The following is a 20,444-nucleotide window of genomic DNA, read 5'->3' on the forward strand; positions in this document are numbered from 1 at the left end:
GTCCATCGGGTACCGACCTCAACTCCTGGTACGTCCCGGGTGCCCCTGACTGAGCGTTAATTGGTCTACTCCAATTTAGTTCCCAGGAAGAACCGAGACCGCACCTGGCAACTCGTCAGGTCCACAAAGACAAAACACAAAAAAGCCCTCCCCGAGAAAGACATCTGCACCTACAAAATGAACGCCGCCACGAAAGCCCCGGGAAATCGCTCTGCCGGGCACGGCGTCACATCCCGGCGCCCCGCCCGCTACAGGTTCCGCAGGCCCCCGTAACCCCGAAAGCGGACACCGCTCACCTGGGACTGCTGGGAGGAGTGACTGTCAGGCGCCGATCCCGATGGATCCGACGTAGGCATACGCGGCGTAGTCGGAGTCCAGGTCGGTAATGATGTCGTCCCAGATCTCGTCCAGGGTGTCCAGATCACCCGCACCCCAGGCCTCAACCATGTCGTCCCAGACATAGCGGGCCTGCACGGAACGTTCGGAGATTTCCGGCCGGCGACGCTGCTCGTCCACGGCCGACTGGTCCACCGGATAGATCTCGATCCGCCGGCCCCGGCCGGCGTTGTCGAGCAACCGCTTCAACGCACCCGAACGCACCAGGTTGTCCCGACGACGCTCCTGATAGGCCCTGTCGACCGCCTCCAGCTTCGAGCGGCTGGGACGCACCCCACGCTCCCAGGAACGCAGCAGCCGCGCACTGATGCCGTGGTCGGCGAGGGCTTCGCGGCCGGGCCGGCTGTTGAGGTAGTTCAGGCGGGCGGAGAGCCCGCGGTTGGTGGTGACGGGTGAGGCGATGCCGCCTTCGCGTGCGATGCGGTGCAGCTCGCTGGCGAGCGCCTGCGCACCGCTCATCCCCTGGACACCGTACTTCTGCTATTCGCCCCAGTAGATGGTTTTCGCCTTGACCTGAGAATGGTTGCGGCCTTCCGAGAATTCGGATTGCCAGTTTCCCGAGGCGTGTAGTTCGTGCCCGGCATTTGAATTACCGTCAGTCCCGACGTGCATGCTTTATGCGTTTTCAGCCACAGGTTCACAAATCCAATCGGGCGCCTGATTTCACGGTTCGCGGCGCTCTATCCGATAGTGGACACGAGCTCAGAATACATGGATTTCGCGTACCTCAGGGCGAGTTGACTTGGTTGGAATTCGAGTGCCTGGCGTCGACATGCGGGAGGGCCTCATCCCAAAGGACGGGGCCCTCAAACTCTGAACAATCAGCAGGACGTAGACCGCGAGGACGGCCGCGCCGATCAGCGCGGCCAGCCCGATCAACACCGGTTAACGCGCGTCCCGGTGGCAGACAGTGAGCCTTTTCCATCTTGATCAGGTGGCGAGTTCGAGGGCGACGATGGCACGGACGACGGCGGTGATCCGGGTGGTGCTGCAGCGGAGCTTCCGCAGAAGGCGGGCGTAGGTGTCACCGCAGCGCAGATGGGCCAAGACGAGGAGAGCCTGCCGACCGCAGGTGAGGCGACGCCACCAGGAACCGATCCGACGGCGGTGACCTGCGAGGAGACCCGAGAGGTGCCGCAGGGCGCGGCTGGACAGATCGATACCGGACGGGTAGGCAAGCACGCGAAAGCTCCTGGCGGACTGGTGATCTTGGTCGTGAACCCGTCTACCAGGAGCTTTCTTCATCCGCTGCCGGGGTCGCCCGTCCAACCACCCGTCAGGTTGGAAACAGCCCAGTAGCTCTCGCGCATTCTCCACTAACCGCAGTTGGTGTGTTCCCGGGTGGCTATCGCATCCCCGATCTCTCCTCCCCAACTTACGCAAGTTCCTTTTGCGTAGAGGTAGACGGGTCCTGCGTATTTACTAAATGGGCCGAACTCGCTTGTATAGGAGTTCGAGTTGTCGTCTCTCTCTATGAAAGTCGACACATTCGGCCCCACTCCGACATATCTCTTGATGGTGACGACGCAGTTATTACCCGTACTGCTGGAGTAGGTCAGATAGACCGTGCCGACTGCGACACCCTGATCGTGAAGGTCAGCCGACGCTTTCACAATGTAGCCGCTACCGCACACCCCGTTGTATCCGACGGCGGCAGCGCTAGCAACTCCGGGCATAGCGAGAATCGACCCTGAAATTACGCCTGTCATGGCGACAGTTGTTGCGACGCGACGGCCAACACGACTTGAGGGGCCCCGCTTGATTCTTTGAATGATCCCCATCTGGCTACTCGCTCCCCTTTTCCATTTGGTTTAGTCCTGCCGGTCAGGCTAGGGCGCGTCAACGGCGCGAGGATAGAGGGATATCCAGCCATTCATGCCTGAAATTCTCACCTATAAATGAAGGAACCTATGCGCCTAATCAAACAGCATCCGGCCCGCATCTACGCCGTAGCCGTTGCCGTCCTCGCCTTGGTGGCGCATTACGTGCCCGATCTGCCGAGCGCGCTCGTCCTCGGCCTGGTCGCCGCGGTGCTCGCTACCGGTGAGGTTGTCCAGCGAGCCGAGGACCGTAAGACCGCCGAGACCACGGGAACCGGCGAGGACGAGCGCCAGGGCGACGACCGGGCCGAAGCCGACGAGCTGTCCGCGTGAGCTTTCGGCACGTCGCCCTGATGGGCCGAGCGGGGTCTGGGAAGGACTCGGCAGCCGCTCGGCTTGTCAGCCGGTATCAGTTCGTGCGGGTGGCATTCGCAGACCCGCTCAAGGAAAGCGCGCTGCGGCTCGACCCCATCGTTGGGGCCGAGGGCACGTCCCACGGGGCGCTTCCGAACCGTCTGTCCGACGTGGTGAAGCGGTACGGGTGGGACCGCGCGAAGAACAGCTATCCCGTGGTTCGGCGGACGTTGCAGAACCTCGGCGAGACCGTCCGCGCGGACGATGCGGATTTCTGGCTACGCATGGCGCTGGACAAGGTGGCGACCGCTGACCGGTGGTCCCTGCCCGTCGTCGTCTCCGATGTTCGGTACGCCAACGAGGCGGACGCGCTTAGGACTCGTAACACGATCATGGTCGGGTCTTCTTGAGGCGTCGGTAGCAGATGAGGCTGCAGGCGAGGGAGACCAAGGCGTCGTGGAGTTCGGTGCGGCGTTCCCAGCGGACAGCGAGTCGTTTGAAGTGGTGGAGCAGGGCGAAGGTCTGCTCGACGACGTATCGCAGCTTGCCGATGCCCTTGATGTTGGGTGCTCCCTTGCGGGAGATGACGGGCAGGATTCGTCGGCGGCGGAGCTCGTCGCGGTTGGGGTTGGAGTCGTAGCCTTTGTCGCCGAGCAGAGCTTCGGGCCTTCGGCGGGGTCGTCCGGGGCGGCCTGCGACGGATGGGATGCCGTCGACCAGGGCGAGGGTCTGGATGACGTCGTTGACGTTGGCCGCGGTCGTGATGACCTTGAGCGGGGTGCCGCGTCCGTCGCAGATCAGGTGGTGTTTGCTGCCCGTTTTCCGCCGGTCGACCGGTGACGGGCCGGTGTCGGCGCCCCTTTTTCGCGCGGATGTGGGAACCGTCCACACATGCACGTGACCAGTCGAGTTCGCCGGCCGCGTTCAGCTCCGCGAGCAGGACCCGATGTAACGCGCCGAAGACTCCTGCCTTCTGCCACCGGTCCAGCCGGCGCCAGCACGTCTGCCCCGAGCCGAACCCCAGCTCCAGGGGCAGGAGTTGCCATGCTACGCCGTTGTAGAGGACAAACAGGATGCCTTGGAGGCAGAGCCGCTCCGACACTGGCCTGGGCCCCGGAGACCGCTCCGGCCACGCCGGCAGCAACGGCTCGACCAGAGCCCACAACTCATCGTCCACGATCCACGGTCGGGTACCCACACCCTCACGAACGGCCGAATCATCACACCGGTAACGGCCTACCAGGACGATTCAGCAAGATCGTGTTACGAGCTCATAATGCAGATCACCAGAAAGCGCAGGGTAAATACGAGTTTCGCGTCGGGAATGTACCCACTCCTCGATCGCGCCAGCTCAATCAGAAGGCGCGGCATGGTCGCACATACGGCGCCGACGGAGAAAAATGCAGCCATCAAGATAATAAGTTCGGTTCTCGTTAATTCCCCCTGGATTAGCGGGTGCTGACGATGGGGGAAGTCCGGCGACAGGACTGGTCACGCTGTCGCCGGACTCGCGGTCTATCTACTCAGGGAGCAGATATGAAGAACCTCCAAGGAGGCCACCGGCCACGCCTCCACCGACGCAAGCCATTCCCATGTCCCCAGCGCCATTGCCGTTGAAGCCTTCGGCAGCGGCGCCCATGGCGCAACCACTCCTATCGCTGCCCCAAGAACCAATGCTCCAACCTCGGGCCATCCGAAAAGTCCGGTGGGGTCGATGCGGTTGACGGGGTCGCCTTCGGCGTAGAGGTAGGGGTTCTGTTCCTGGCCGGAGGGGTCGGGGTTGGTGAAGCGGCCGATGTTGGGGTCGTAGTAGCGGGCCGCGAAGCGGTAAAGGCCGGTGGGGTCCTGGTAGCCGTCGGCGAGCCGGTAGGGCTGGGTCACCGTCTCGCTGGTGGTGGAGCGTGGGACGCCGCGGGGGCTGAAGCCGTAGCTGTTGACCTTTGTGCCAGCCTCGTCGGCCATGGCGACCACGCGGCCGAGCGCGTCGGTGAGGATGTCCAGCACGTTGCCGTCCTGGTCGACGGCCCGCCACAGTATTTCTGCTCCCCGTTGATTTTGATGAAGACCTCGTTCAAATACCACTTGTCACCAGACCTGGGCTGCCGACGACGCAGCGCGGCGGCGTCGGCCTGGCCGAACTTCCCACACCAGCGGCGGACGGTCTCGTGGGAGACGACGACACCGCGTTCGAGCATGAGCTCCTCGAACTCGCGGAAGCTGAGGGGGAAACGGTGGTAGAGCCACACGCACTGGAAGATGACCTCGACCGGGTACCGGTGCCCCTTGTACGACGGTGACACACCGCCCACGGACACCCCCCTCCAACATGATCAACCCAAAGATCATCCCACCCCGCCAGCCAACGTGACAGCGCCCAAAAACGGCCGAAGGGCCACCAGCTGCGCTTGGTGGCCCTTCGGAAAGTCGCCTTCGCCGATTCAGGCGCGGCGAGCGGACGCGGCGCACACCGTGCTCAGCTTCGGCGTGATCCAGCGCAGCTGCGTGGAGTCAGCGAGCTCTATTTTCAGGCTCGCCCATTCTTCCCTCTCTGAATGAAAAAGTAGCCCACCACAGAAATGAAACCGATAATCCCAAGAAGCGCCCACCCTCCACCATTACCGGAAATAATCAGAAAAAGCGAGAAGGCTATACCTAGGACTGCAAAGACGGCAGCGAACTGTACATACCGCTTAACGGCGGCCCGCTGTTCCATCGTCCATCCGACGTGTGGCTCTGACATGCTGAATCCCTTTCTGCATCCTGGGCGGGAGAGGACGTAATTCCTCTCCCGCCCAATGTCGTTTATCCGCTGCCCGCGTTAGACGCTATCTGCCCTGCGCTCCAGGCGATTGCGTAGCAACCGGCTGTAGCTCCAAGGGATCCACCCAGAGTGGGACCAGCGCTGGCAGCTACTGCCGCTCCGCACAATCCTCCTGCGATGCCACCGGCGACCACACCTGCAACATCGCCCCACAGAGCCTCGGTGTCTCCTTGGGCCAAGTGGACGGCTCCAGTGGCGACGTCGCCGACAGGTCCTAGTGCGTCCGCGACACCACTGAGACTGAAGAGTCCGGTGGGGTCGATGCGGTTGACGGGGTCGCCTTCGGCGTAGAGGTAGGGGTTCTGTTCCTGGCCGGAGGGGTCGGGGTTGGTGAAGCGGCCGATGTTGGGGTCGTAGTAGCGGGCCGCGAAGTGGTAAAGGCCGGTGGGGTCCTGGTAGCCGCCGGCGAAACGGTAGGGCTGGGGAACCGTCTCGCTGGTGATGCTGCGCGGAACACCGCGGGGGCTATAGCCGTAGCTGTTGACCTTCGTGCCGGCCTCGTCGGCCACGGCGACCACGCTGCCGAGCGCGTCGGTCAGGTAGTAGTAGTTCTTCCCCCCGCGGGTCATGGAGTTCAGAGTGCCCCCGGGCTCCCGGTTGAATCCTGTGTCGACCCCGGCAGTTGACGTGGCGGCAAGGCCGATCGGGCCGTTGTGGAAGAACGTCTCACCGAGCTTGATCCGCTCGGACTGGTCGGTGGAGCCGTACTGTCCGGCGTAGGTCTTGCCGCCCGTGGTGATGGACGTCAACTGGGAGTAGTCCGTCCACTTCTCGCCGGTGCGGGTGCCTTCGGGTGTGGAGGCGCCGGCGGTCTCGTTGCCGATCTTGTCGTAGGACCAGTTCGTCGCCGAGCCGTTCTTCGCCGTGATCTGCTGCGCGTCGTTGACCGCGTACGTGGTACCGCCGGGGCAGCCCGGAGCGACGCCCTGGGAGGTGAGGTTGCCGGCCAGGTCGTAGCAGTACTGCCACGAGCTCCTCACCACACCGGCCTTCTCCTCCTTGGCGTAGGAAAAGCGTCCGGCACTGTCGTACTTGTACGAGGTCTTGTACCCGGTGACCGTGTCGTTGCTGGTGCGGATCTTGCCGCCGTCCTTGCCGTCGTCCTTGGCGTAGGTATAGGAAAGGTCGACCAGTGTGCCCTTGGGGCTGGTGGCCTTGATGTGCTCGGGGCGGCCCGACTTGTCCGGGGTGACTTCGTGGACCGTGCTGCCGGGGTAGCTCGTCTTCGTGCGGACGTCGTTGTTGTTGTACGCATACGTGGTGACCTTGTTCTGGGGGTCCTTGAGGGATTCCAGCTTGTTGGCCTTGTTCCACGTGTAGTCGGTCAGGCCGGCCGGGTCCTGGTAGGTGTCGACGTTGCCGGCCGGGGTGTAGGTCAGGATGGTCTGCGACCCGTCCTGCAGAGTGCGGACCGTTTCGCGGGACAGCGGGTCGAAGTCGTATTCGATCACCCCCGCGCCGTCCGAGCGCTGTTTCAGGTTCCCATCACCGTCATAGGAGTACGTGACGGCTAGGTAGTTCGAGGAGTCGACCTTGATGACCCGGTCACGGTTGTCGTAGGTGTAGAGGACGGTGACACCGCGGGCGTCCTTGACGCTCTCGGTGCGGCCGAGGTCGTCGTATGTGTAGGTCGTGTTGCCCAGTGGGGCCGGCGCCTTGACCGTCTTCAGGTTGCCCTGGGTGTCGTAGGTGAAGGCGGTGGATACCGACTTCGCCGACGTCATCTCCATGGTCACCTTGCAGACCTGCCCCTCGAAGCCCTGGCAGGTGGGGCTGGCGGAGTTGTAGTCGAAACTCTGGTTGCCCCCACCGGTGCCTTCGACGGCTACGGACTTGGTGTTGCCCACCGTGTCGTAGGTGTAGTTCGTCTTCTCGTCGTCCGCCGTCGTCATCGTGCCCGGCAGATCCGTGCCCGCGACCGTCTGATAGCTGGCCGTGGCGGTCGCACCGGTGGGCAGCTTCGAGGAGGTGGGGTTGTTGCGGCTGTCCCAGCCGTAGGTGGTGACGTTCGCGCCCGTACCGCCCACGCCCATGGCATCCGACGAGGTATCGACGTTGTGGTTCGCGTCGAACGTCTTGGACCGGGAGTGGTTCAGCGCGTCGGTGACCTTCTTCACCTGGCCGTCGCCGTCATGCTCGTACTTGGTGGTGTGCTGCTCGGGGTCGGTGACCGTGGTCGTGCCGGCCGCCGAGGGCGAGGACGCCGAGTAGGTGTAGGTCCAGGTCGGGCCGGTGTGGCCGGATCCGTTGAGGGCTGTGGCGCGGAGCATGGAGGTGACACGGTTCTGGTCGTCGTAGGTGAAGACCGTGACCCGCCCCTCGGGGGTGGTGATCTTCGTCAGACGGCGTGAGGAGTCGTAGCCGAACTGGGTGGCTTTGCCCTCCGTGTCCGTTGTCTTGGCCACGTCGCCGGACGGGTTGAGGTCGTAGACGGCGGTGCGGCCGGTGTGGTCTTTGGCCTGCCACTGTGAGGCGTTCGTCTTCAGCAGATCCACCCAGCGGCCCGAGCGGGTCTCGGTGACCTTGAAGCCCTTCTGCTCACCGCCCTCGTCGTGCTGCGTGACCGTGATCGTGCCGTGGTTCTTGTCGGTGACCTTCGTCAGCGTGCCGTTGGCGTCGTAGATGTCCTTGGATCCCGACTTGCGGTCCGTCAGCGTGTACGTGCCGTCGGTGTTCTGCTTCAGGTCCTTCGAGTAACCCTTCGGAGTGGTGAAGGCGCCGTCCGTCTCCTTCGTGAAGCGGAGGGCCGCACCGCTCGCGTCGTAGATGACGACCTCGGAGGTGAAGATCTGCGCGTAGCGCTCGTACTCCTGCCACCACCGCTGGGACACCTTGCCCCACGGCGTGTCCAGCGAGTTGTACGTCCGCGCCAGGCGTAGCTTCTGGCCCACGCCGGCGACATCGAAGTCGGTGGCGGCGAGCATCAGGTTGCCGTTGGAGTAGTTGACGCGGGCCACCAGCGAGTCGGTGATCCGGAAGTCGGAGATCTGATGCCACGGCACCGCCCCCTGCCCCTCGGGGACGTACGTCTGCACCACAGCCGACGAACGAGCCGCGTCACCCCCGCCGGTACCGGTCTCGGCCCGTTCCTTCTGGGCAGCACGCCAGGCCGCGACCTCCGCCGACACGGGCGCCTCGGCCTCAGCCGGAACCGGGGTGTTGGAGCCGACCTTCACCTCAGGCATCTGCGCCTTCGGTCCACCCGGCCCCCACGCAGAAACAGGCGTCGGATCAGGCGCCGGGGCGGCCAGGGCGGGCAGCGCGGAAGCACCGAGCGCAACCACGACCAGCGCGGCGGTCAGTGAACTTCTGCTGGACGTACGGGCACGCCGAAACGGCGTGCCGGAAGCACGCGAAACCATGCAATCCCCCCACGGGACACGTAGACACGGTGACCGCAGAGGCGACCGCCGGAAGCCCACACGCTGCCACGACTCCTTCACGTGATGCGAACAGATTCACGACTAGAAACACACAAATGAGCAAGAACAAGCCGACTTTCGCAAACGATTCCTCCCGAATTGACCTTCAAGAGGTCTTTCTCTTTCCTGGTGACAACTGTTTCGCCATCAACAGATCGGGGCTTGAAACCAACCTCGCAAGACGTCGGTCCTCGCGCTCGCCGGCATGAACAGTCAAGGTCAGGCAAAGACGCGCACGACGTAACGGGGGATCATGGAACAGGACGGGCCGCGGGCGAAACCCAGCTTCCGCAGAATCAACCGCGCCACCCGCTTGACCGGCACCCTGCTCTGCTGGACACACGCAACCGCCATGGCCCTCACCGCCACCGAGCTCCTGCTCCAACCATCGACCAGCCGCTGGGCCGCCGCCCGGATAGCCACGTGGACACTGACCGGCGCACTACTCATCGCCTGGGCCCTCCTGCGCACCGCACAGAAGCAACGCCTCCACCAGATCGCACAGTCCGACGACACCGGCACCCCATCCCCCGAGAGCGGCCCCACGTACGACCGAGCAGCCTGACCACCGCGGGCGCCCCAGCCCAAGGCGCCTGCCGAACGGCGTCGGCCCAGTCCACGAAGGTCACGCCGCGGTCGTGATCGCGGACCATGTTGTCCGCGCGCAGGTCGCCACGGACGATCCGGTCACCGTGGACAAGGGCGGGCCAGGCTGCCTCAAGTTCGGCGAGTTCGTGCAGCCGGCCATGTAAGTCGGGATCCAGGTCGCCGGGCGGGTCGGTGAGCAGGTGGTTCCATCCGTGGAGGCCCGGTGCCCCGGAGGGCGTGGTGGTGACCGCCACGGTGTAGGACGACTGGAGGCGAAGGACGTCCTGGCGGCGGCGGAACGCTTCCTGTAGGCCGTGACCGCGCCGGGGACGCGCCACTGGCCGGACGGGTCGGACTTCCTGGACGTCGCACTGAGCGCGGTGGCCAACAAGGAACGCGCGGGGCACATCGAGCGCCCGGAAACGTTCGTGGAGGAGCACCGCGCCCGCCTGGAGGAGTTGCTGCGCGCGTACGGGCCGGGCGGCAGGCCCACCTCGCACGGCCGGTACGCGCTGGTCGGTCAGGCTGAGACCCTGGTCGTCCTGGAGCGGATGGAGGCCGTTCCGTTCCTCCTGCGCGGCCGGTGGGAGGAGGAACTGGATACCGTCTTCCTGGAACGACCTCGAGTTCACGTGGCGGCCACGCATCCGCCTCAGCCGGTGATGCGGCCATGAATGAGCGCGGGGTCGGGCAGAGCGATCCTGTCCGGCCCCGCTGTCGTCAGTAGCGACTCATCCGCTCGCCGACCGTGCAGGCTTGCCCAAGGTGGCCTTGGGTCTGCCCCCAGCCTCCGACGGCTTGCCCGCTTCAGCCGCGCAGACGGGAGAACCAACCGGTGGCCTTCTGCTTGGGCACGGCCCGGTCCTGCTCCTGGTCGCGCTCCTCCTGCCGGTGACTCACACCCCAGGTCTGCTCCAAGTCGGACTCGAACCGCTGGTCTCAGTCCCCGCACAACGACGGGCACTTCGCTGGGGAACGGCTCCAGCCACGCGCGCGGTCGCCTTCCATCGTTCGTCGGTAAACGCGGCACCGCATTCTGTGCAGACGGGGCACTGGGGGTCGGGCCAGAAGTCGTCCGGCCCTGCCTCGCCGTGGAGCGGCTCCTGGCACTCCTGGGTGTCAGCCGCTGGGCTGACGACGGCGGCGCCGGCCTTCTGCTTGCGGCACCCACCGGGCGCGCATCCGGTGCGCGGTGCTGGCGGCGATGCCCGGCACCCCAGCACGATGCCTGGCATCCAAGGAGAGAGTGAGTCCTCGCCAACTTGGCGCTCCAGGTCAAACGGGCTGGTGTGACCGATCCTCGAGGTGCTCGTGCTGGTCATTAGCGGGAGCCCATAGCCAAGATCATCCGTCAGCGGTTAATTTCGAGGTCCGTCAGGACGAGCAGAGCGCGCAGGAGTTTGATGGCGCACTCGTCCGCCTTTCCGACACCGCCTTAGCCGCGGCGGCGGGCCAGGAGCGTCGTGCCGACAATGACGCATCCGGTGGCCAGGACCTTGCCGGCCCCGTAGTAGCCGGACCAATCGTTGTCAGCCGCGCCTCCGCGCAGGATCAGCCACAGCAGCAGCCCTATCCCGCTCAAGGCGAGGACCACTCCTCCGGTCAGCCTCAGCCCGGCCCACCAGGGTGCGTCTCCGGTGGGCGGAGGTTCGGTGTCCTGGCCTCGCTCGCGGTCACTCACCTTGTGTCCTCTCCTATGACCATGATCTTCAGCAGAGAAGACGTGGCCCATCACGGATGGGTTCCACGCCAAGATGCGGTGTCGGGACACCGCTCGTTTCAGTCGCGGTCGGCTGCCTGTTTCCTGGACCATTCGGTGGCGTCAGCTCCGTCGCACTCTGCCGCGTTTCCCGCGCGCCACTCCCACCCGCCGACTATCCGCGGCGCGGAGTTCGACGCCTGTTCCAGACGTACCTCGCTCATCGCACCGCCAGTGGCGGGCGAGCGGGCGAACTGCGGGACGCGCCTTGCCGAATCACTTCCCTCGGCTGGAGCCAGTTGCCCCGCTCGGTGATGCCCATAATCAGTGCGCCCCGCAGATTGAGTAGCGGCATGTCCTGCACCCGCTCGCACTCCTTCGGGGTGAGGATGCGCTGGGGGCGCCGGATGACCGTACGGACGTCGCACGCGGGGCCGTTGCTCGCGGGCGGAGCACGGGGCGAACAGGCGTCGCAACAAAAACTGGTCGGTGCGCACGGGCGCGGCCGCCGGCGGAGTCGGAGGATGATTAGGTCGGGCTGGATCTGCTCGACCGACTCGCCGCTCGCCCGGCGCCGCAGCACGGTGTGCAGCATGTCCTCGGTGATGACAGGTGGCCGGCCGCCGCGCTTGCCCTTGCGGGCGGCCGCGTCGAGTCCTTCGAGGGTCAACTCGCGGATGTTCTCCCGCTCGGTGTCCGCCATCGCCGCGAAGAACGCGAATACGAGGCGGCCCGGTCCGCTGGGGTCGTACATCCCGGGCAGCGGGCGAGTGCAAGCGGGGCCTCGAACTGCGGGTGGACGCGGACCCGGGTGCTGACCTTCTCGGAGAACACCTTTTCGCGCGGGGTGCCGTGCTTGGCGAGCGCGTCGAGCTGCGACTGGAGTTCCTGGGTGAGCGTCGAGCACCGGGCGTACCCGATGCGGATGTCGGCGGTCGGAGCGTCGGGGGCGAGGGCGAGCGGGGCGGGGGTGCCGGGCCGCCGGGGCTGGCCGGGCCCGCGGTCGGCCGGGGGTGGGCACGCGCAGGAGCTTGGCGAGCCGGGGCACCTTGGTGAAGCGGCCGGTATGGCAGGTGCCAGCGACCGCGCCGGAGCGCGAGCGGCACGGTGAGCCGGGTTCGGCCCGGCAGGAGGGCAGCGGCTTGCAGTCGGCGACGGCGTCACGCGGGCCGCCCGGAGGGCTGGGTTGCGGTGGGCGCCGCGCTTGACTGCCCATCAGCAGCTCCCGGACCTGTCACGATCGCGGCGAGGCTGCGTCAAGGAGGGCACGTCCAGCCTTAGTGAGCTCGTGCGTGGCCGTGCGACCGGCCCGGCTGCTGTCGATCAACCCGGCGTCCCGCAGAATTCCCAGGTGTTCGCTGGCCGTCGGGGGAGTGACGCTCACCAGCCTGGCCACAACGGTCGTCTGCAGCGGAGTGGCGAGCGCGGCCAGGATCCTCGATCGGGTCGTCCCCAGAAGACGGTCAAGCGACCTCGGAGTGGGAGGTGCCGCCCATAGGTACCGCCCGGATGCCGGGTAATAGATCGCCGGTGTCCAGTGGTCCGAGGTGGTGCACTGCATCCGGTCGGTGATGAACAGCGACGGAACGAAAATGAGTCCCTCAGGGCAGTCGACGTCGATGTCGACTGTCTTTTCGACGGTGATGACGTCACCCTCGCACGCAGCGGAAGGGTGCAGGCGCGGAAGGACTGCGCGCAATCCCTCGCGGTTGACCTGGATGGCCCGATCCAGCATCTCGGCACGCAGCGCCTCCCGCATGGACGGCCATTCCGGTTCGATAACTGCCTTCCAGAGGCGGCGCAGCGCATCGGCGGCCTCGGACCTGGCCCGGTCGGGGTCATCGAGCAATCGGCGGCTTGTTTCTGCCTCGCGTCCCCTCGTAGCGTCGACCAGTTCGGCGTACGTCAGGTCCGCCGGCGCGGCGAGGAGGGCATCCACGCCTTCCTCGAACGTTGGCTCACTGGACATCGGCGATGGGTCAAGGAAGTCGGGTCGGTACGCGCCATCGGCCATGAAGACCGTGAGCGCCCTCAGGTCCGGGAGCGAGAGACGGTGGCGGCGACGCCGAAGCCACGGGTGGAACATCGGGTGACGCTGCGGTTCGGTCAAGAGCTGGGCGAGACTGACCACTTCGTGTATCGGCGACATCGCCCACCGCACGCTCGCAGCACCAACGCCCAATCGGTAGCGGATCACTCCACCATTGTTAGGCCACCGCCGAAGTGAGCGCGAGTAGAACGGCGAAGCACCGAGACTCGGGTCATGACCGACACAGAGTCGATTGCCCGGTGTTCCAAGGAGCCCGAGCGAGCCCAACAGACGCGAAAGATCCGGCTGGGCGCCAGCGGATCGACCATCGAAGTCCTCGCGGGTCCGGCGGAGACCAGCGGGATCGTGAGCATCTACCGGTGGCACATGTCGCCCTCCAGTCGGGGACCTGCCCCGCACTTTCACACGACCTTCAGCGAGACCTTCATCGTTGAAGAAGGTGAAGTCGACTACTTCGACGGGCAGGCCTGGCGAACACTGCTGCCCGGCGACACCGCGCATGCCGCGGCGGGCGACGTCCACGCCCTCCGGAAGGAGGGCGCCGAACCTGCCACCCTCCTGATGGCACTCTCGCCAGGTGTACCGCGGGAGGAGTACTTCGCACAGCTCGCCACTGTGAACGAGCGTGACCTGAACCGGCTTCACGAAGCCCACGACAACCATTTCGTCGACGACTACGGACGGTGAGGGCACCGGCAACGGCATGTGCCCCAGCTCCCGGCCCACCCCACTACCTGTCATGCGGTCGTAGAAGTGCTCCCGCGCGCGAGCGCCACTGCCGAGCCGGGTCCGGAGACCGACTTCGTCCGCAGTGGTCCTCAAGGTGTTGGTGATCTCTGCCTACGACCTGGTGCGGGCTGGCGAGGCCTTCACCGCGTTTGGCGTCAGCACCCTCGGCAAGACCGCGCTCACCGTCGCCTGCTCCACCCCTTTTCCAACGGCTTCCCAGCAAAGGAATTCACTGTGCCCAGCATCGCCATCGTCGGAGCCGGCCCCGGTATGGGCCTGGCCATCGCCCGTACCTTCGGCTCCCACGGCTTCGACGTCGCTCTCATCGCCCGCAACCGCGACAAGCTCAACGACCTGGCCGACCGGCTCGACGCCGAAGGCATCACCGCCGCCGCGTTCCCCGCGGACGTACTCGACCATGAGGCACTCACCCAGGCGCTCAAGGACGCCGCCACCCGCTTCGGCGGCATCGACGTCCTGGAGTACTCCCCAGGCGGGAGCCTCGAATCCACGCCGCTCACCGCTCCGTCCGAGACCAACCCGTCCGATGTGCAGTGGGCGATGGACATCCTGCTCTACGGGGCCATTGCCGCCACACGGGCCGTGCTGCCCCTAATGCGCGAGGCCGGCGCCGGCACCCTGCTCTACACCAACGGCGCCGGCTCGGCCGACCCCACTCCGATGCTCGGCAACCTCAACGCCGCCCAGGCCGCGCTGCGCAACTGGGTACTCGGCCTGCACAAGGAACTGGCCGACACCGGCGTCCAGGCAGCGCACGTCGCCATCGGCGTGTGGATCGGCACGGACGGCCCACCCGGAGTACCGGCGGCCTCGGCCGAGGAGGTCGCCCCCCTCTACTGGGACCTGCACACGCAGCGCGACGAAGTCGAACGCGTCTTCACCGTGTGACGCCGTCCCGCCCCCGCCCCACCACCATTGATCTCTGATCCGCCAGTACGGTGGTGGCCGGCCTCGGTACCTTGGGACAACCGATTGCGACAGGAAGTACCGAAGATGGCCAAGCTGTAGAGCCTGGACGCAGCGCCGACCGGGTGCTTTGCCGTCGGCGGTCAGCCCTGCCTGCGGGCCTCGGTGACGGCACGCTTCCAGGTGCTCAGCCCCCCGCCATGCTGCTCGGCGAGGGCGGCCGCGGTCTCCCCCGCCTTCCGGCCGGGCTCGGCGGCCAGGGCCTCGGCCGCCAGGGCGACCTTGGGGTCCGGGCCCGTCGCCGGCGTCCGGCCGGCCACTCCGGCCCGGGGACCGGAGTCGGCGTACTCCCACAACTGGCGCCGGGTGCGGTACTCGCGCATGCGGCCGCTCTCCAGTTTCTCCTCGCGCGCGGGCGCGGGCCACCCGGGCGGCGGGTTGTCGCGATAGTGGCTGACCGCGCTGACGCTGATCCCGAGGACCTTGGCCTGGGCCGCCGGAAGGAGCTCCTCGTCGGCGTTGCCGCTGTAATCGACGCCGTTCCGCTTCCGCCGGTACTCGGTGTGCCAGCGCTCCCAGGCCTCCAGGTCCCAGTAGAGGGCGCGGTCGATCCGCCGGGCGGGCGGGTGGCCGTTGCTCTCGCGGTCCGCCCACAGGTTGCGCAGGGTGGCCTCGCCCTTGTAGCCGGCGCGTTCGGACAGTTCGGCGCGGGTGGCGTACAGCCGCCCGTCGATGGTCTGCACGAGTGCTGCTCCTCGGTGGTGTGCGGGACGCGTCTACTACGCTGACGTGTTCGGTTGTAGGGCTTCGTCGTTGAGGGCCCTTCGGTGGCCGGACCGTTGCGGCCGACGGGATTCCCACGCTATTGCGCCCCGTCGGCCGCGTTGCGTCTCCGGCCGGCGTCCCGTCGGCTCGGTGGCCGTGAGGCGACACCTCACGACCACTGGCTAACCGGGGTTCGGAGGGGGAGCGGGACTCCCGCCTCACCCCTCCCTCCGAGCGCCCGCCCGGCCGGCTTGCCGAGAAGGATCAGCGCTGGTATGCAGCGAGCCACTGGGCAATGAGCGAGGCATCCGTCGCGGGGCCGTCGGCCGGGTCACCGGTTCCGACGGTGACGAACGGATCGCATCCAGGCGCGCCGAGCTCGTCGTACAGGAACACCGTCCAGCCACCCCGGGCCCCCGGGCCCCCTTCGATGAACAGGCTGCGGCCCGAACCAATAGGCAGGAAGACGGAGTTCTAGACCTCCAGGGGAGCGCTAGTAGGCCGGAGCGAAATCTCGTAGCTGATGCTGACATGGCCGTCGTGCGTCGCCATGCCCTGTTCCGAGAGGGCGGCAAGTAGCTTGGATCCCGCCGTGTGCAGAGGGTCCGTTACCCATTCGACGATCGTTTCGACACACTCGGCCAGCCGGTCGTGCGCAGATGCCATCACCTGGCGCTCAGCACCACTGCCGTCACCGAACATCAGAACCCAGCGATCACCCCGGCGCGGGGCCCGCGCGATGGTGATCTCCTCTTCGTCGATGCCGATGTCGTTGACCGTTCCGTGATCAGGTGGATCTTCGAGCCGTACTTGCCCCGGTCGACAGGATTCGGACCTGTCAGGTCCCCTTTTCAGGGCTCGCATGTTCACCGAGTCGATCGCGCACCGCGACCAGTCCGGCTCGCCGCGGACACCGAGTTCGTGGAGGACCAGGCGGTGGAGCTTGGCCCACACTCCGCCCTTCGACCACTCCGAGAACCGCCGGTGGGCCGTCGCTCCGGACGGACCGAACGGCGCCGACGGCAGCTGCTCCCAGGTGCAATCTGACGTGGCCACGACGACGATCGCGGCCAGTACTTCCCGGTCACCGTGCCGACGCCGACCACCGCCCTGCGGCCGCGACGGCGCCTCCGGCACGACCCGCTGCACCAGCCCCCACAACTCGTCCGGCACCAGCCGTTCAACGATCCCCACCATGCCTCACAGAATGCCGAGTCACCCAAATGAGATGACCTCTGAGTGAGCGTTTGGTTCGCATATCAGGTGTTTGGCTGCGATTCTGAGCGGTCAAGCGAAGTCCCCTGAGCGGTGATTCGCCGGGGAAGTGGCTTATACGGCAATCCGTGGACCAGTAATGCACCGGGTTTCTGATGAGAGATCCCGTCTCATTCAGAAGCAACCTGGTTCATGCGGGTCTGCGCACTCGCGCCCTGGTGCCCCGGATGCCTCGCCGCACGCCCTGCCCAGGTCGGCTGCCGCCGCGTACCCAGGCATCATGCAGCCCTCACAGTCCTACCCCAGCGACCTGTCCGACGCCCGCTGGGAACTCATCCGCCCCACGCTGGAAGCCTGGCGCCAGGCCCGCGCCGGCATCCGCAAGCCCACCCACGACCTACGCACCCTGATGAACGCCATCCTCTACGTCGACCGCACCGGCATTCCCTGGCGCTACCTCCCCCACGACTTCCCACCCCACCAGACCGTCTACGGCTACTTCGCCCGCTGGGAAGCCGACGGCATCTTCGACCAGCTCACCAACATCCTCCGCGGCAAGGTCCGCAAGGCCGAAGGCCGCGCGAGCCAGCCCAGCGCCTGCCTGATCGACAGCCAGAGCATCAAGACTTCCGCCACCGTCCCCCTGACCAGCCAAGGTATCGACCCGGCCAAGAAGATCATCGGACGCAAACGGCACATCGTCACCGACACCCTCGGCCTCCTCCTGGCCGTCGCCGTCACCGCCGCGAGCGTCCACGACTCCGCGGCCGGCACCCAGCTCATGACCAAGGTCGCCGCACTCCACCCAACGATCAGCAAAGCCTGGGCCGACAACGGCTACAAGACCAAAGCCGTCGAACACGCCGCCCACCTCGGCATCGACCTCGAGATCGTCCAACGCGACCCCACCACCAGAGGCTTCCACGTCCAGCCACGCCGATGGGTCATCGAACGCACCCTCGGCTGGCTCATGCACCACCGCCGCCTCGCCCGCGACTACGAAACCCACCCCCACCGATCAGCAGCCATGATCCAGCTGGCCGCCATCAACCTCATGACCCGCCGCCTCACCCACGAGACCACCCTCAACTGGCGCGACACCTAGACCAAATGAAACAGACATCGGAGAACGAAACGCTCACTGAGCACCGATGGTTCGCCTCCTCGGCCGTCGGTCCCCGCGGCACGGGGGCACTTCCGTCGTCGGCCGGGCCGCTGGCCGGCTGGGAGGCGGCCGGCGAGATGCCCGCGATGTGGAGTCCGGCCAGGTAGATGGCCGCGGTCTTCTCGCACCGGCCCCGCGGGGTGCACCTCCCCGGCAGCAGACTGGTCGTCTGCCGCAGGATGTCGGATCTCCCTGGCGCGGGGGCTGTGCGACCGCCCGCCCCAGGGCGCTGCGCTCCCGGTGAGTGCGGCCCAGTGGATCACGGACTCTTGGGGCGGGCCCCTGCTTATGTTGTCGGTGGCATGACCTATTCTTCGCTCATCCGTCACACGTGCAGCACATGTCGCACACATCGACTGCCACCTGATAGCTGCATGCAGTGGCCCCATACTCGTTCCGGGGGGTTCGAACCATCGTGCGTATACGCACTCTCCCGGCCGCCACCGCACTGGCGGCCCTCTTCAGCTCGGCGGTACTCACCGCCGCACCGGCGTCCGCCGACACCACTAGACCCATCGCGGTCTCGGACGCCGACGACACGGTCGTCGACGGCGTCCACCAGCGGCTGTACTTCAGCGACCGGTACCAGAGCAAGATCGTCGTCACTGACTACAGCGGCAAGGCCGTCGCCACGCTCACCGGCCTGCCCGAGGTCCGTGACCTCGAACTGAGCCCGGACTCGGGCACGCTGTACGCGGCGGTCTACGGCGCCGACAAGATCGTCGCCATTGACACCGTGACCCTCACGCAGACCGCCGAGTACCCGACCGGCGACAAGACCATCCCCTCCCGGCTCGCCTTTGCCGACGGCAAGCTGTGGTTCGGATACGGGGACCAGTGGGACTCCGGGCTCGGCTCCGTCGACCTGGCGGCCGAGACTCCCACGGTGACGCTGGACCTGGCGGCCGGACACGACTTCGCAAGCCCTCCCGAGCTCTACGCGAGCCCCGCCAACCCGGGCACGCTGCTTGCCCTCGACTCGCACATCAGCTCCGCCCCGATCGTCGTCTATGACATCTCCTCCGGTGCCCCGGTCATCCGCGTCTCTGCCGAGAAGGGGGGTTTCTACAAGGACGCGGCTCTCACGCCGGACGGCCAGAACGTCGTCGTGGCGGGGCCCGGGAATCGGGCGCTCACCGAGTACCGGCTCTCGGACCTGAAACAGGTGCGCAGCTACCCCGTCCCCGACGAGCCGGAGACGGTCAGCGTCGCTCCGGACGGCACGGTCGCCGCGACCGTCCTCGACACCGACGACCTCGGGGACACGTACGTGTTCGCCGGCGGCAGCGGCAAGCCCGCCAGCGTCCGCAACCTGTCGCCTAAATGGATGCCCTGGTTCGGACACTCGATGAATTGGTCGGCCGATGGCCGGAAGCTGTTCGTGCTGACCGGGTCCTCCGAGTTCACCCAGTTCCACGCCATCGACGAGCCCCGCAAGTACGTCGGCGCGCTCAAGGTCGATGCCCCCGCCACCGCCCCCCGCGCGAAGTCGCTCACCGTCAAGGGCTCGCTCACCGCCGCCCTCGCGCTGCCCGCCGGGACCCCGCTGGCCGTCACCCGCACCGACATGGAGTCGCCGAACGGGAAGTCGCTCGGCACCAAGCGGCTCGGCACGGGTGGCAAGTTCTCCTTCACGGACACCCCGCCGGCCGGCAGCAAGGTCACGTACACGGTGAGGTACGCCGGTGACGCCACGCACACCTCGGCCACCGCCTCGGACACCGTCAACGTCTCCCGCGCCACGCCCACACTGACGCTGAACAACAACGGCAAGGTGTACAGCTACGCCAGGAAAGTCGCGTTCACGGCGCACCTCGGCACGACGTACAAGAACCGCACGGTCGAGATCTGGGCCGACCCGTTCGGGGCGGACAAGCCGAAGAAGCGGGTCAAGACCGGCAAGGTCAACTCCAAGGGCAACCTGTCGGTCACCCTGGCCATGACCCGGGACACCGCGGTCAGCGTCGTATTCAAGGGCGACGCCCGCTACGCCCCGAAATCGGTCAAGTCCACCGCGTACGCCCGGGTGAAGGTCTCGACGGCGCTGTCCAAGTACTACAAGACCGGCAAGATCGGCTCCACGACGTACCGCTACTTCCACAAGAACACCAACGTCATCTCCACGACGACGATGAGCTACTACAAGGGCCGCAAGCAGCGGCTCGAGATCCAGGTGTACTACCAGGGCAAGTGGTACGACGGGGCCACCGAGTACTTCAAGCTCGGCACCAACGGAAAGTCGGCCGTCAGCCTGGGCCACTCCGGCAAGTCCGGCGTCCGCGCCCGCGTGCGCTCCTCGTACGTCAACTCCGCATCCGGAGACACCGTCAACTCGACGACGCACGGGAGCTGGAAGTACTTCATGTTCACCAGCTGATGCACAATCGACGTCCTTCGAGACTGTGACGTCAGGGGCGCGTCCCACCCGGAGACGCGCCCCTCTACTGTCCTCCCATTACCGTCTTCGTTGGCTCCGCAATGGGGCTCCCGGCC

At 66.4% G+C, this 20,444-nt stretch carries 17 protein-coding genes and 3 pseudogenes; 8 read left to right on the top strand and 12 right to left on the bottom strand.

Annotated elements, in window-relative coordinates; genetic code table 11:
- Nucleotides 1-321: 321 nt before the first annotated feature.
- A complete protein-coding gene (locus tag EDD93_RS32635; RefSeq protein WP_123529531.1) occupies nt 322-855 on the bottom strand; it encodes a hypothetical protein in 534 nt (177 codons plus the stop codon).
- A 549-nt stretch (nt 856-1,404) separates the two neighbouring features.
- A pseudogene (locus EDD93_RS32645) lies at nt 1,405-1,578 on the bottom strand (IS5/IS1182 family transposase); the annotation flags it as partial.
- 728 nt (nt 1,579-2,306) lie between these two features.
- Between EDD93_RS32645 and EDD93_RS32655 the strand changes: the two are divergent.
- Both EDD93_RS32655 and EDD93_RS32660 read left to right on the top strand, forming a co-directional pair.
- Complete coding sequence (locus tag EDD93_RS32655) at nt 2,307-2,549, top strand: hypothetical protein (protein ID WP_123529535.1); 243 nt, start codon at nt 2,307-2,309, stop codon at nt 2,547-2,549.
- A gap of 89 nt (nt 2,550-2,638) precedes the next feature.
- Nucleotides 2,639-2,980 (top strand): hypothetical protein, encoded by a 342-nt coding sequence (locus EDD93_RS32660; protein WP_148083919.1) that lies wholly within the window; start codon nt 2,639-2,641, stop codon nt 2,978-2,980.
- On the opposite strand, the gene EDD93_RS32665 is transcribed toward EDD93_RS32660, so the two are convergent.
- The 4 genes and pseudogenes from EDD93_RS32665 to EDD93_RS32685 all read right to left on the bottom strand — a co-directional run bounded on the left by EDD93_RS32665 (nt 2,961) and on the right by EDD93_RS32685 (nt 8,576).
- Nucleotides 2,961-3,750, bottom strand: a protein-coding gene (locus EDD93_RS32665; protein WP_398906579.1) for an IS5 family transposase whose coding sequence is annotated in 2 segments (ribosomal slippage) — nt 2,961-3,420 and nt 3,419-3,750 — 792 coding nt in all. Because the reading frame shifts where the segments join, the coding sequence is not laid out codon by codon here. The genes EDD93_RS32660 and EDD93_RS32665 overlap by 20 nt on opposite strands.
- Nucleotides 3,751-4,085: 335 nt before the next feature.
- Nucleotides 4,086-4,532: an RHS repeat-associated core domain-containing protein gene (locus EDD93_RS39775; RefSeq protein WP_311318360.1), complete on the bottom strand. Its 447-nt coding sequence runs from the start codon at nt 4,530-4,532 to the stop codon at nt 4,086-4,088.
- A gap of 27 nt (nt 4,533-4,559) precedes the next feature.
- Nucleotides 4,560-4,879 (bottom strand): annotated as a pseudogene (locus tag EDD93_RS32675) (transposase); the annotation flags it as partial.
- A gap of 493 nt (nt 4,880-5,372) precedes the next feature.
- Complete coding sequence (locus EDD93_RS32685) at nt 5,373-8,576, bottom strand: RHS repeat-associated core domain-containing protein (RefSeq protein WP_260256044.1); 3,204 nt, start codon at nt 8,574-8,576, stop codon at nt 5,373-5,375.
- Between the two features lie 589 nt (nt 8,577-9,165).
- Here EDD93_RS32685 and EDD93_RS39780 point away from each other — a divergent pair.
- The gene (locus EDD93_RS39780; RefSeq protein ID WP_185092599.1) at nt 9,166-9,378 is read left to right on the top strand and encodes a hypothetical protein; all 213 of its coding nucleotides are present in this window, start codon (nt 9,166-9,168) and stop codon (nt 9,376-9,378) included.
- A 337-nt stretch (nt 9,379-9,715) separates the two neighbouring features.
- On the top strand, nt 9,716-10,075 hold the full coding sequence (locus EDD93_RS32700) for a hypothetical protein (protein ID WP_123529547.1): 360 nt from the start codon (nt 9,716-9,718) through the stop codon (nt 10,073-10,075).
- Nucleotides 10,076-10,836: 761 nt separating this feature from the next.
- Here the strand turns inward: EDD93_RS32700 and EDD93_RS32705 are convergent.
- From EDD93_RS32705 to EDD93_RS32715, 4 genes are all read right to left on the bottom strand, one after another.
- Complete coding sequence (locus tag EDD93_RS32705) at nt 10,837-11,082, bottom strand: hypothetical protein (RefSeq protein WP_123529549.1); 246 nt, start codon at nt 11,080-11,082, stop codon at nt 10,837-10,839.
- A gap of 238 nt (nt 11,083-11,320) precedes the next feature.
- Nucleotides 11,321-11,854 (bottom strand): recombinase family protein, encoded by a 534-nt coding sequence (locus EDD93_RS40515; protein ID WP_260256045.1) that lies wholly within the window; start codon nt 11,852-11,854, stop codon nt 11,321-11,323.
- Nucleotides 11,767-12,264 (bottom strand): recombinase family protein, encoded by a 498-nt coding sequence (locus tag EDD93_RS40520; protein ID WP_260256046.1) that lies wholly within the window; start codon nt 12,262-12,264, stop codon nt 11,767-11,769. The genes EDD93_RS40515 and EDD93_RS40520 overlap by 88 nt, the downstream gene beginning before the upstream one ends.
- Nucleotides 12,265-12,334: 70 nt before the next feature.
- Nucleotides 12,335-13,297: a DUF5937 family protein gene (locus EDD93_RS32715; protein ID WP_123529551.1), complete on the bottom strand. Its 963-nt coding sequence runs from the start codon at nt 13,295-13,297 to the stop codon at nt 12,335-12,337.
- Between the two features lie 66 nt (nt 13,298-13,363).
- On the opposite strand from EDD93_RS32715, the gene EDD93_RS32720 reads away from it, so the two are divergent.
- On the top strand, nt 13,364-13,837 hold the full coding sequence (locus EDD93_RS32720; protein ID WP_123529553.1) for a cupin domain-containing protein: 474 nt from the start codon (nt 13,364-13,366) through the stop codon (nt 13,835-13,837).
- A gap of 276 nt (nt 13,838-14,113) precedes the next feature.
- Nucleotides 14,114-14,788: an SDR family oxidoreductase gene (locus EDD93_RS32725; RefSeq protein ID WP_123529555.1), complete on the top strand. Its 675-nt coding sequence runs from the start codon at nt 14,114-14,116 to the stop codon at nt 14,786-14,788.
- 161 nt (nt 14,789-14,949) lie between these two features.
- Here the strand turns inward: EDD93_RS32725 and EDD93_RS32730 are convergent, their stop codons facing one another.
- On the bottom strand, nt 14,950-15,549 hold the full coding sequence (locus tag EDD93_RS32730) for a hypothetical protein (RefSeq protein ID WP_123529557.1): 600 nt from the start codon (nt 15,547-15,549) through the stop codon (nt 14,950-14,952).
- 798 nt (nt 15,550-16,347) lie between these two features.
- Nucleotides 16,348-16,768, bottom strand: a pseudogene (locus EDD93_RS32740) (transposase); the annotation flags it as partial.
- 298 nt (nt 16,769-17,066) lie between these two features.
- On the opposite strand from EDD93_RS32740, the gene EDD93_RS32745 reads away from it, so the two are divergent.
- Nucleotides 17,067-17,891, top strand: coding sequence for an IS5 family transposase (locus EDD93_RS32745; RefSeq protein WP_123523990.1), 825 nt, complete (start codon nt 17,067-17,069; stop codon nt 17,889-17,891).
- 475 nt (nt 17,892-18,366) lie between these two features.
- Nucleotides 18,367-20,328, top strand: a complete 1,962-nt coding sequence (locus tag EDD93_RS32750) for a YncE family protein (protein WP_123529562.1) — start codon at nt 18,367-18,369, stop codon at nt 20,326-20,328.
- Nucleotides 20,329-20,444: the final 116 nt, after the last annotated feature.

The organism is Streptomyces sp. 840.1, assembly GCF_003751445.1.
In the GTDB taxonomy this organism is placed as follows: Bacteria; Actinomycetota; Actinomycetes; order Streptomycetales; family Streptomycetaceae; genus Streptomyces.